The following is a 12905-nucleotide window of genomic DNA, read 5'->3' as shown; positions in this document are numbered from 1 at the left end:
TAAAATTTACTTATAATCTTAAAATAACTTTAAAATTAATTTAAAGTGAAAAGCACTCATTAGTGCTTTTCATTTATGACTGCTTATAATTATTTATAGAGCAACAATATTTACAGCATTTGGGCCTTTTTGGCCTTGTGCAACACTGAATTCAACACGTTGACCTTCAGCAAGAGTTCTGAAACCTGAGTTAGCGATTTCGCTAAAATGAGCAAAAACGTCTGGTCCTGATTCTGGTTGGATAAAACCGAAACCTTTAGCTTCGTTAAACCACTTAACAGTACCTTTCATGATATTTGAATTAGACATAATACATCCTAGTTTTTTTAAAAATTTAAACCATTTTATTGGTTATGAGTAACATCGAAATAATAAAGAATGGAGCTGAAAATCTGAAAAAAACGAAGGATTATGACTAATACTGCGGTACTTAGAGAAGATTTACCAAACATGACTTTTTCTAGTTATGTTCATTGTATACGAAAAATAAAATTAATCAAGTTTTCTAATATATATATTTATTTTATTTATAAAATAAGGTGATGTTCTGGATTCTAAGTGTTTATAAGCGAGTTGTGCTCAATGTAGGCGGGCAAAGGACAGTGCTCTACCCTTTTGCAGTCAAGCAAATGACTTTCGCTTTAAATTAGATCATTAAAAAGTAAGGATAAATAATGAATAAGTGATTGTTAAAGTGGGGGTTTATAAAAGGGTGGGGTTTTAGAACCAGATATTTTTCATAACAGAGGAAGCTAATTTGCCAAAGCCATTTTATGAATAGCTTAATGACCTGCTTCTTGTCGTGATCATTTTTACAACTTGATCTTAATGAGGGCTGATTTGTATCTAGTCCACTACCCGCTTCAATCTTCGCTTTTGATTTTAATTCTAATGGGTTTAATGCAAAAATTAGGTATTAAAAAAGGGCTTACATGTTATTAAAACGATGTAAACCCTTTACCCTTACACTCAGAATCCTAATAAACTTATGTTATTTAAACACTTATCTATTCCTTCTTTTCCTTCTTTCATCTCTAGAGATAGAGTGGAAATAAATAACAGAAAGTCTTTTAACACTTCTATTTGTGCTTTGGTAAAACAATTTAATAACTTAGAAATTTCTTCAAAAGTATTTAAACTTCTTAAACGATAAAACCAAGATAAAAAACTAGGTGAAGATAGAACTTCTGTGTCTTTTAAAACAGAACTCATAATAGCTGGGGTATAAAATAGAAATCCCTGAGGTTCTAAAAAACCAAAACCCGTATGGTAGTTGTCTAAATATGAAACAGGTATTTCAAAAGGATTACTGTACCTATTATTCATTTTCCTCTTTTCTTTAATTGCATTTACAGCCTCCTTAAAGTCCTCTCTAAACCAATTACCAGTCTCAAGAAGGAAAAGTTCCTGCTTTACCCATTCTTCCTCAGTTAAGTTTAAATCGGTGCGCCTTTTATCGAAGTACCAATAACTTGTATCGGCATAGTCTTCCTCAGGTAAGGTATAAGCATCTCCCAGAGTAACATTTTTATACTCGAGTTCTATTTTCTTCTTTAAATTATCGATATTCATTTTATTGTCCTAAAGCACCTAGATAGCTTTTACAATCATTAGCGGTTGCTTTAGCCGCTCTTGCTTGAATTAAATGTTCTTGATCTTGTGGAGACCAGCACGCATTCTCTGCATCTCTAGCAGTTCCCAGCTCAGTATAAGCATTATATCTAGTGAGCAATTGACTAGAATTCATGCCAGCACTACATTTCCCTAGCCCATTAGTAACGCCTTTAGCATAGACTACTCTAGCCCTTATAGGTGTGTAAGACTCTCTAGAACAAACCCAGCAATCGCCCTTTCCATTAGTAAGTCCACTTGGACAGTTATTATTAGCATTATTCTCAAGCTCTTGAACAACAGGTTCTGCTTGTACAACATCATTTAAAATATTTTGCGTTGCAGCATTAGTTGCAACCTGAGCGTCTAAACTACCAGTATCTGCGTTGGAAATAACTTGTTCAGCTACGGCTTCAAGGGGTAAAGTGAACTCAGGTTTCGTAGGGTCATAATTTACATTCTGTACCAGTGAATATGGAATACCACCATCAGATTGAGTTCCACTTTGAGTATTAGTTACTTGATATGTGCATAAACCTACCGTATCACCGGTAATACCAGTAAACTTGAATTTGATAGTACTATATAAAGTATTTAAAATCGCAGTTGTTCTACTACAAAGTTGTTCTTTGTTTGCTGCATAAATTTGATAATTCGGAAGTCCCCCAGCCACTTTGTAGTAATAAGGGAAATTAGGTGGTTTTATTGGATCTTTTTTTTGATACCTAATTTGATTATTCGCTGAATCCATTACCCAATCAACTGCATCAAGTAACTGATCAACTGCAATAGCTAAGGCAACTCCAGCTACCCCGCCACGTAATACTTCTGCTACTTGCTTCGCATTAGGTGTTACTAATGCTGCAGAAACTCTAGTATCTTTAGCAGCATCAATTAATGTCGATGCGCCCATGACAGTTGAATTAGTAATAGACCATCCACCTAATGGTGCTATTGCCGAACTCATCATTAGTGAAGAAGCTGCTAAATTGTAATTAGATACAGTTGGTTTTGCTAATTCAGTCGTTTGTAATAAATCCGTGCGTGTATTAGATTGAGACGAATTACTCTCATTATTATCCCCACATCCCGACAACCCCAATAAAATTGCTAATAAAAATAGTTTTTTCATTTATTTCCCCTTATTTTATAATAGTTTATTTTAATTTTTAATGAAAAACTAGAATGAAATAATACAGCCCCCTAAATGGCTTTAAATTATCGATTACGTCTCGCAGTTGTATTCTCAGTCAAGGAATGACTAATAATCGAGTTTGGATTACTAATTCTGCCAAATATAAATGAAGAAAACAGGCATAAAAAAAGGGTTTACATGTATTGAAACTATGTAAACCCTTTATAAATCTTGGTAGGTATATCCAGACTCGAACTGGAGACCTCTACGATGTCAACGTAGCGCTCTAACCAACTGAGCTATACACCTAGAATGGAAAGCATCATATTCATTTTTCAAAAGCAAAACAAGTGATTTTCAATTGAAAAAAATACAAATGAGCAGACTTTAAGCAAACTTTTTTTCATTTCCCAAAAAAGAAAAACGGTACATGGTTTAACCACATACCGTTTTCATTAGCTGAATATCAAACCCAACTTAACAAGGGCATTTCTTTAAAGTACCGCCAGCCGATGGATAACGCGCATCGACACAATAGCGATAGAAAGTTTTAGCATCCATTGGTGTTAAATCAGAATGATGAGCCTTCATGTGTTCCAGATACGTTTGATAATCTGGCACTCCAACCATCAAGCGAAAGCTTTGCTGCAAACGCTGCCACAGTGTTGCAATGCGTGACCAGTTCTTTGGAGAGAGCAATAGCTCTTTTTGTGAGAGCACCGTCATTTTAATGATTTTCGCAATAATGACAGTTCCATTTTTTGCAAATTTAAAATTCATCATTACTCTCCTCGCGTGGTGATCACTTCAGGATCAGCATATACAGCTGGGGATTCATTTACAGTCGGTGTCGGACTTGCTAACGCACGGCGTACAATACCAATCGCAGCAATCACCATCACAATCGCAACGATCATGAAGAAGCCACAAAGTGCAGCATTGATTTGATTTGACATCACAATCGTCTGCATTTCTTCAAGTGTTTTGGCTGGTTTTAATATTTCACCACGAGCAATCGCATCTGAAAACCTATTCGCTTGCGCTAAGAAACCAATCTTTGGATTTTCGTGGAAAATCTTTTGCCAACCCGCAGTCATACATGTAATGAATAAGAAAATTGTTGGAATGATTGTCACCCATACATATTTTTCTTTTTTCATTTTAAACAGAATGACTGTACCCAAAATGAGTGCCATCGAAGCCAGCATTTGGTTACCAACACCAAATAAAGGCCACAATGAATTGATACCCCCTAATGGATCAATCACACCTTGATAGACGAAGAATCCCCATCCACCGACTGCAACTGCTGTACCCACTAAGTTACCCAAGAATGAACTAGAAGATTTAATCTTAGGAATAACAATACCCACTGTGTCTTGCACCATGAAACGACAAGCACGAGTTCCGGCATCTACAGCAGTTAAGATGAATAATGCTTCAAACAAAATAGCAAAGTGGTACCAAAATGCCATCATTGAACGGCTATTGAAAATTTCCGAAATGATATGTGCCATACCAATTGCAAATGTAGGTGCACCACCTGTACGCGATAAAATCGAAGTTTCTCCGACTTCCTGTGCCAACACTGTTAACATTTCAGGAGTAACGACAAATCCTAAATTACGAACCGCTTCTGCCGCTGATTCTACAGTTGTACCAAGTACAGCCGCGGGTGCATTAATTGCAAAGTACACGCCTGGGTCTAAGACAGTTGCACAGATCATCGCCATAATACCGACGAAAGACTCCATGAGCATGCCACCATAACCAATCACACGAATGTCAGCTTCATTATCAATGAGTTTTGGTGTCGTTCCACTCGATACAAGCGCATGGAAACCAGAAATCGCACCACAGGCAATGGTAATAAATAGGAATGGGAATAAGCTACCCGAGAAAACAGGACCAGTACCATCAATAAAATGAGTCACTGCTGGCATTTTTAATTCAGGTAATGCAATGATAATACCGACTGCTAAACCGAGAATGACACCAATTTTAAGGAAAGTTGATAAATAATCACGTGGCGCTAACAATAACCAGACAGGTAATACTGAAGCAATAAAGCCATAAATGATTAAGCACCATGTGAGCTGTGTTCCGGTTAAGGTAAAAAACTCACCCCAGTATGGATCTGCTGCAACATGTCCACCATAAACAATGGCAAGCATCATTAACACGAAGCCAATAATAGAAACTTCAGCAATACGTCCTGGGCGAATAAATCGCATGTAAACGCCCATAAATAATGCAATTGGAATAGTCGCTGCAATAGTAAAAACACCCCATGGACTATGGGCAAGTGCTTTAACCACAACTAAAGCCAATACCGCAAGGATAATAATCATTACCCCAAGCGCGCCAAGCATTACAACGATACCAGCAAAAGAACCCAGTTCCTGTTTTGCCATTTCACCAAGCGAACGACCGTCTCGACGCGTTGAAATAAATAAAACTAAGAAGTCTTGTACTGCACCTGCGACAACCACACCGACCAGTAGCCAGATTGTCCCTGGTAAAAAACCCATTTGTGCAGCTAAAATTGGCCCGACTAATGGTCCCGCTCCGGCAATTGCCGCAAAGTGATGACCAAAAAGTACGTATTTATTGGTGGGAACATAATCCAGACCATCGGCTAAACGATGTGCTGGGGTTAAACGTCTTGGGTTTAATTCAAATACTTTAGTTGCAATAAATAGACTATAAAATCGATATGCGATGCTATATACACATGCTGCAGCAAGTACAAGCCAAACCGCATTGACATGTTCACCACGACTGAGTGCCAGCATCCCAAAAGAAATTGCACCTATAATTGCCACTAGGCTCCAGACCAGCTTGGAGGGAAGCGTAGATTTCGCTTGCATTGTGTCCATTCTTAACCTCTCAATAAATAACTACAGCATTTTTATATTGTTATGTACTGTTCTATCAAATCCTTGTGACTGTACTCCTCCTTTAATTTTTTTCCTCTTATACTTTCGCATAAAAAAAGGGATGATTTACATCATCCCTTCGATAATAGTTTATTTTTTAACTATTATGCACGCTCTAAATAATCGCCAGTACGAGTATCTACACGAACGCTATCTTCTTGCTGAACAAATAACGGAACACGAACAACCGCACCTGTTTCAAGCTTAGCTGGTTTACCGCCACCGCCAGATGTATCACCGCGTACACCTGGATCAGTTTCAACAATTTTTAATACTACGAAGTTCGGTGCACTTACAGTTAAAGGCACACCGTTGAACAACATAATAGTACATTTTTCATTTGAATCGTCTTTTAACCATTTAGCAGCATCGCCCATTGCAGTTTTGTCTGCAGCGATTTGCTCAAAAGTTACAGGATCCATGAAGTTCCAAAGCTCGCCATCATTGTATAAGTAGTCCATTTCTACTTCTACGATGTCAGCCGCTTCTACAGTATCGCCAGACTTAAAAGTTTTTTCTAAAACTTTACCAGTTCTAAGGTTACGTAATTTTACGCGGTTGAACGCTTGACCTTTACCTGGTTTTACGTATTCATTTTCCATGATTGAACATGGGTTACTGTCAAGCATGACCTTAAGGCCCGGCTTGAAATCATTTGTAGAATAATTGGCCATGACTGGCACACTCCAAACTTAACAAGTCAACTATGCGATATAATGCGTTGTTGCATTATCTTAATCGTGTCAAATGATAAACTATTTATACCAAGAGCAAAACTGGCAATCGCAACTGAGTGACCTTATTACAGATCCTTTGGAGTTGCTAAACCTACTCGAGTTATCCACCGATCAGCTATTATCAGGTGCGATTCTGGCTTCTGAACAGTTTAAATTACGGGTTCCTCGCGCGTTCGTCGGAAAAATGAACGTTAAAAACCCTTTTGACCCGCTTTTACTACAGGTTTTACCTCATCATTTAGAACTTGAGGAACATCCTGAATTTGTAACTGACCCTTTAGGTGAAGAAGCAGCAAATCAATTACCCGGTGTATTACATAAATATCAATCACGTTTTTTACTGACTTTGACGGGTGCTTGCGCCGTACATTGCCGTTATTGTTTCCGTCGTCATTTTCCCTATCAAGAAAATTTACCGAAAAATGATGATTGGCTAAATATTAAAAATTACATTGAAGCGAATCCGCACATTAATGAAATCATTTTAAGTGGTGGAGACCCTCTTACGCTTTCTAACCGTAAATTAGCACTTTGGCTAGAACGTTTATCATCTCTCAAACAAATTAAGATTCTGAGAATTCATTCACGGGTTCCAATTGTTATTCCAAACCGTATCGACGAAGAGCTAATTTCTTTATTAAAAAACAGTAGGCTGCGTATTATTCTGGTGGTACACTCAAACCACGCTTCTGAACTCGATGACTTTACCTGTTCAAAATTGTTGCAGTTATCTGCCGAGCACATTACTGTACTTAATCAGGCAGTGTTGCTTAAAGGTGTTAATGATTCTGCGCAAACATTAATTGATTTAAGTTATCGTTTATTTGAAGCTCGCGTTATGCCTTATTACTTACATGTTTTAGATAAAGTAAAAGGTGCACAACATTTTGATTTAGTACCATCTGAGATAGATGATATATATCGTGATGTGTTAGCGAACCTACCGGGGTATTTGGTTCCTAAACTCGTCAGGGAAATTGCGGGCGAAAAGAATAAAACACCGCTTTTTGGGGCAACAACATTTTGAGTTATATAATAAGTGATGATGAATAATGCACTATCGGACATTTTTCACAATCAAACCGTACTCACTCGTGAACGGTTAAGCTTTTGTGAAGCCAATATTAAAGATCTTAATGAATGGGTCACTACCCTTTCTATTATGCAACTCGGCGATACGTCAAAAGCATTATTCACAGCCATTTTAGAGCTCAATGAATTAAAATGTAGTGAGACCTTACGTTTCGATCTCATACAAACGCTTCATCCCACCATTAATAACGTTCTTGCAAGCCTAGAAAAAAACTTTTTTAACCAAGGCGTTATTAGCACAGACCGTAATGAACACATTATTGAATTAGCAATGTTGCTCCGTTGCTATTTTGCCAGTATTTATTTAAATATTGCTAAAAATAGCCATGAGCAATTACAGCATCAAAAATTTTCACTGTTTGCCTATAAACAAAAAAAGAATTTGCAAACGGCACGTACTTTATCGACTTTCCATGCGCTGCAACAATTAACCAGTCTCTTATATCAGCAGCATATGCTCTATAGTGAACCGGTCAAAGGACAATGGTTAATTGCACATCAACTTTATGAAACTGCTGTTCAGCATAAATATCATCTGGTAAATATTAACCATATTCAGGGTGTACATCACCCTTTAGCAAATATTACTCAAGCTTATGCTCAGCTGATTTTGCTCGATATTTTAAATACGAACCAAATTCGTCAGTCAGAAATTCAGGCATTATTTCAATGTAGTTTTGATTGGGCAAGAATGATTCATATTTTGCCGAAAGACACAGCATTAACGAAATATGTGGTCGACCCAAATAAAGATCATCCGCCGGTTTATAACACCAAACGCAGCTCTAACTTTAGCCCAAACATTTTTATAGGCACACAGGCTTTACTTGAGCATGTCACTGCAACCATGCATAAAAATGCGCAATATATTTCCAAAAATGAAAAGTTTTATTTAAGTCCAGCTTTAAAGTTTCATGTTCAAACTATTTTAGGTACTACGGCTCAACGTCGTCATGAACGTTATGAATATAATGCAGAGCTACAAATTTGTTTCGGTTTAAGTACAGCTCATTTCTATCTCTCGAAAGCAAAAAACTTTGAAGAAACGCTACAACTTAACAATAACTACAACTTACAAAGTGAATCTAAAGTTCTATCCAATTTAGAGAAAAAAGAACAACAAACGACATCCTATCAACGCTTAAGTCGTGAAAGCAAAACCATTTATCAAACCACTGTTCTCGATATTAGTGTCAATGGATATCGTATTAAATGGTCTGGCGAGGCACCGAAAAATCTAAGAACCGGTGAATATATTTTAGTTAAAGAAACCTTGCATGGACAATGGCGTGGTGGAGTAATCCGCTGGATTAAGCAGTCGACAGAAAAAAGCCTAGAGTTAGGTTTAGAGATTTTGTCACAGGCCATGTTCCCTTGCGCAGTGCATATTCAAGCTGAGCGTCATACTCGCAATTATCATCCTGCACTATTACTACAAACACAAAACCTAGAAGAAATACAAAATACGCTGATTTTACCGGGGTCACAAATTTTTAGAGAGCAACAAACAATTCATTTACGATTGGGGACAGAAGAAATCAAAGTGTATCTACTCAAAGCACAACTCATTACTCAAAGTTTTATTCAATTTCATTTCGAACTTCTGAATGAGCAGCAACAAAATCTGCTTGATCAGTTCATGATGAAAAAGAATAGCAACTCTAGCAGTCAAGATTTATGGGAAGCACTAAAGTGAGAAACTCTTTATTATCTAAAAAGTTAAAACGTACTGAAACACGTTTACTCATTATTGATGACAACCAGCTACGTTATAACCAGATTTTAAATTTATTATTGGGGAATGATTATCAAGTTCAGGCATTATTGCTTGATGACCTAAAAAGTTTTGAAAAACAGTTAAATACGCCTTGGGATGCTATTATTTTTGGTCGTGCATATGACCTAAAAATTGAACAAACCCTCTCCCTTATTCAAGCATCTGAGCAGCCACATTTACCTGTTTTGTTATTGCAACCTGAAGACTATCAACCTCAGCAATATCAGGCTTATATTCATAAAGGTATTTATGATGTAGTTCCATTAGAACCATTAGATTATTTTTATATCACGCTTATTCGAACCTTGTCGTATAGCCATTTATTGCAAACTGAGCAACGCCTGACGAGTGAACTAGAGACTATTCACTCTCATACACAAACATTGGTCAATAACAGCCATAAAGCAGTTGCCCTTTTTCAAGAAGGCATGCACGTTAAGGCAAATACAGAATACCTCAAACTTTTTGGCTTTAAGCAAGAAGAAGAGATTATTGGCCTGCCGATATTAGATGTTTTACAACCCAATGATTTAAATATTTTTAAACAAAGGTTTAAGAAGATTTCATTAGGTCAATTTGATCAGGCGCGTTTTGAAATCCAGAGTCAGCATGCCGCAATTTCAGGTAATAATGCTTTAAAACTTGAATTTATTCCTAGTCAGGAAGAAGACGCCGTACAGTTAACCATTGACTATCAACTGGATTTGCAAACACCCGCAAATACAGTTTTTTCTGAAAAGAGCTATGGGTTAATTACGCCTTGGCAACAGATTAATCGACAGCTATCAACCCACCCTGCTCAAGCGAATGCATTGGTTTTATTTAGATTAAGTCAGTGCCCAGAACGTGTATTTCAACTCGATTGGCAAACTCCTGGACAATATTTTAATCAGCTGCAAAGTTTTCTGAAAGAACAAGCACAAATGCCGATTTTCAATCTTGAACTTGGAGCATATCTTGGCGTTTTGCAAGCCGAAAACAGTACAGTCCTTAACTCCCAATTGGCTAGTCTGCAAAGTTTGCAAAAAGAGCATTTATTACCGATTAATGAGCTTAACTACTCGATCCAGTTTAAGCTGAGTTATGCGCAAATTACTGAACCTTTAGATGAAGCTAGTTTTGCAAAGCTACTCGATCAAACAAGTCAGCAAGAGCTACCTAAGGCGAAATCAGAAATTGAGTTAGTGCCAACTATCGATATTATCTCTCCTGAGACTACTAGTTCTTCTATCTCACTTGATCTAAGCCTTCAGAATGTTGATGCTCCTGTGCAATCCTCTCTATTGCAACAATTAAAGCAACAGTTAGCACGGGGTGAAATCCATTTAAAATATCAGCAGATTTATGATAAGCATGATCAAGAAACCCATAACTATGAAGTTACTAGCGGTTTTATTGCAGATGAACAGTGGCACGACTTAAACGATTTAGCCACATTAAAAGATGATAGCGAACTTTCTATTCAATTAGACCGTTGGATCTTGGTTGAGGCTAGCAAGCAGCTACATAATTTTATTACGCAGTACCCGAAAGCTAAACTGATTATTAACTTGAATATTGATATCTTACTCAAAGATAAATCATTCCCTGAGCTGATTTCGAAATTACTCACCATTATTGGTAGTAAGCAAGAAAGCCCATTGGTTCTACAATTTTCAGAACAAGCGATTCAGCCACATCTTGCAATTGTGCAGCAACAAATAGCTCGCCTACGTCAACACGGCGCAGAAATTTCAATTCGGGATTTCACATCTTCTATTTATAGTGAATCGATATTGCAACAACTTGATGTTCAATATTTAAAATTGCAATCGAAGAAGACAGAGCTATTAAACTCAGATGCTGGTTTAGCGCAATTACAAGAAAAGGTTTTGAACTATTTGACTGTAAAACCAGTAGGGATTTTACTTGCCGATCTTGATGATATGAACTTATTTGCTAACGCTTGGAATGTGGAAGCACGTTTCTTACAAGGTCGTTATTTCCAGAAAAAACTTGATCGATTAACAGACGTACAAGACCAATAATGGTCTTGTCGTCCACAAACAAAAAACGGGCATAAAGCCCGTTTTTTGTTTCGTTTTGCAGTATTAACGCTTGATAGAGCGAGACATACCAGAAAAACGTTGTTTGAATTTGTCGATACGACCACCAGTGTCTACATTCTTTTGCTTACCAGTGTAGAATGGGTGGCAAGCTGAACATACGTCAAGGTAGATAGTGTCTTTACCTAAAGCAGAACGAGTTTCGATTACGTTACCGCAAGAACAAGTTGCTACTAGTGTTGCATATTTTGGGTGAATATCGGCGCGCATCGTCGATTACTCCTAATTTAGAAAGGCTTAAGCTGCCATCGCAATTGATCACTCTCAACTAAGTTGAGGACAGGCTCAAATGAGCAGATCAACACCACAACAGACCATTCTTTTGGCCCACCGAAACCTCTAGGGTTAGAGCTAAGCACAACAAGTGGACAAGATTATACGTCAAATAATTTTTATTTGCGAATTAATCTTTAGATTTAGCCCAGTAATTTGCAATTACCCCACAAACCATTAATTGGATTTGGTGAAAGATCATAATAGGTAACACAATCATGCCTAAAGGCTGACCAATAAATAAGATTTGCGCCATCGGCACACCACTTGCCAGTGTCTTTTTTGAGCTACAAAAGAAAACCGTGACTTGATCTGCTCGGTTAAATCCAAAAACACGTGGTAGATAAAGTGCTAATAGCATAATGATGGTTAAAAGAACTGAACAAGCAACCGTTAAAATAAGTAAGGTTTTCCAGCTCACCTGATGCCAAAGCCCTGCGACCACTGCCCCACTAAATGCACCATAGACCACCATCAAAATTGAGCCTTGATCGAAAGCTTTAACAATACTTGGTACTTTTGCCATATAGGGAAAAATATAAGGACGTAATATTTGTCCTAAAATAAATGGCACTAAAAGCAACAATGTAATTTGTATAATTGAAGCAGTCGGATCGAACCCATGTTGGCTTTGGCCTAAAATAAAAAAGCTAACCAAAACTGGTGTAATAAACATACCAATCAAATTTGAAAAAGATGCACTACAGACCGCTCCCGCCACATTCCCTTTTGCAACTGATGTAAATGCAATAGAAGATTGAACCGTAGAGGGTAGAAAGCACATAAACAGAAAACCCCAGTACAGCTGCTGACCTAGTAGAGGTAACAGAATCGGCTTAGCCAACAAACCAATCACTGGGAAAACAAAAAAAGTAAATGCGAATACAAGTAAATGCATTTTCCAATGCAAAATGCCTTCAATTACAGCCTCACGAGACAGCTTCGCACCATGCAAAAAAAATAATATTGCAATCGCGACCGTGGTGAGTGTATTGAAATATTGCGCTGCTTGACCACTGACTGGAAAAAATGTTGCTAGTAATACCATTCCAACCAACAAAATTGTAAATCGATCAAGTGCCAATAACTTCAACATAGCCACATCCTATGATTATTTTAGATAAATAAAAAACCCAGTTGATAAATTGACCATTCGGTCGGATATTCATCATACTGGGCTCTAAAAATAAAGCTAGACTTTTAAGACCTAAATCTTAAATCACCTAAGTCATTTAT

At 37.3% G+C, this 12905-nt stretch carries 11 protein-coding genes and 1 tRNA gene; 3 read left to right on the top strand and 9 right to left on the bottom strand.

Going from position 1 to position 12905, the window contains the following annotated elements; genetic code table 11:
* Nucleotides 1-93: 93 nt before the first annotated feature.
* The 7 genes from MKL38_RS06145 to efp all read right to left on the bottom strand — a co-directional run bounded on the left by MKL38_RS06145 (nucleotide 94) and on the right by efp (nucleotide 6359).
* A complete protein-coding gene (locus MKL38_RS06145; protein WP_003650532.1) occupies nucleotides 94-309 on the bottom strand; it encodes a cold-shock protein in 216 nt (71 codons plus the stop codon).
* Nucleotides 310-969: 660 nt separating this feature from the next.
* A complete protein-coding gene (locus MKL38_RS06140; RefSeq protein WP_270902813.1) occupies nucleotides 970-1572 on the bottom strand; it encodes a DUF6714 family protein in 603 nt (200 codons plus the stop codon).
* A 1-nt stretch (nucleotide 1573) separates the two neighbouring features.
* Entirely contained in the window at nucleotides 1574-2743 is a 1170-nt protein-coding gene (locus MKL38_RS06135; protein ID WP_270902812.1) for a hypothetical protein, read from the bottom strand.
* A gap of 235 nt (nucleotides 2744-2978) precedes the next feature.
* A tRNA-Val gene (locus MKL38_RS06130) sits at nucleotides 2979-3055 on the bottom strand.
* Between the two features lie 168 nt (nucleotides 3056-3223).
* Nucleotides 3224-3529 carry a YbdD/YjiX family protein gene (locus MKL38_RS06125; RefSeq protein ID WP_005045994.1) on the bottom strand — a complete coding sequence of 102 codons (306 nt, stop codon included), beginning with the start codon at nucleotides 3527-3529 and terminating at the stop codon, nucleotides 3224-3226.
* Nucleotides 3529-5625, bottom strand: a complete 2097-nt coding sequence (locus tag MKL38_RS06120; protein WP_270902811.1) for a carbon starvation CstA family protein — start codon at nucleotides 5623-5625, stop codon at nucleotides 3529-3531. Before MKL38_RS06120 ends, MKL38_RS06125 begins: the two co-directional genes overlap by 1 nt.
* A 164-nt stretch (nucleotides 5626-5789) precedes the next feature.
* Complete coding sequence (gene efp / locus MKL38_RS06115; RefSeq protein WP_004643557.1) at nucleotides 5790-6359, bottom strand: elongation factor P; 570 nt, start codon at nucleotides 6357-6359, stop codon at nucleotides 5790-5792.
* Between the two features lie 73 nt (nucleotides 6360-6432).
* On the opposite strand from efp, the gene epmB reads away from it, so the two are divergent.
* The 3 genes from epmB to MKL38_RS06100 are packed head-to-tail and all read left to right on the top strand — an operon-like array spanning nucleotide 6433 to nucleotide 11318.
* Nucleotides 6433-7449: an EF-P beta-lysylation protein EpmB gene (epmB, locus tag MKL38_RS06110; RefSeq protein WP_270902810.1), complete on the top strand. Its 1017-nt coding sequence runs from the start codon at nucleotides 6433-6435 to the stop codon at nucleotides 7447-7449.
* 15 nt (nucleotides 7450-7464) lie between these two features.
* Nucleotides 7465-9210 carry a GTPase gene (locus tag MKL38_RS06105; RefSeq protein ID WP_151744674.1) on the top strand — a complete coding sequence of 582 codons (1746 nt, stop codon included), beginning with the start codon at nucleotides 7465-7467 and terminating at the stop codon, nucleotides 9208-9210.
* The gene (locus tag MKL38_RS06100) at nucleotides 9207-11318 is read left to right on the top strand and encodes an EAL domain-containing protein (RefSeq protein WP_270902809.1); all 2112 of its coding nucleotides are present in this window, start codon (nucleotides 9207-9209) and stop codon (nucleotides 11316-11318) included. Before MKL38_RS06105 ends, MKL38_RS06100 begins: the two co-directional genes overlap by 4 nt.
* 63 nt (nucleotides 11319-11381) lie before the next feature.
* On the opposite strand, the gene rpmE is transcribed toward MKL38_RS06100, so the two are convergent.
* Nucleotides 11382-11606 carry a 50S ribosomal protein L31 gene (rpmE, locus tag MKL38_RS06095; RefSeq protein ID WP_003650476.1) on the bottom strand — a complete coding sequence of 75 codons (225 nt, stop codon included), beginning with the start codon at nucleotides 11604-11606 and terminating at the stop codon, nucleotides 11382-11384.
* Between the two features lie 193 nt (nucleotides 11607-11799).
* A complete protein-coding gene (locus MKL38_RS06090; RefSeq protein ID WP_171252330.1) occupies nucleotides 11800-12771 on the bottom strand; it encodes a bile acid:sodium symporter family protein in 972 nt (323 codons plus the stop codon).
* Nucleotides 12772-12905 lie beyond the last annotated feature (134 nt).

It is taken from the genome of Acinetobacter sp. AOR14_HL, from assembly GCF_027855175.1.
Lineage (GTDB): Bacteria > Pseudomonadota > Gammaproteobacteria > Pseudomonadales > Moraxellaceae > Acinetobacter > Acinetobacter calcoaceticus.
Note: the sequence above shows the minus strand (reverse complement) of the source record. Positions and strands in the feature narration are given on the sequence as shown.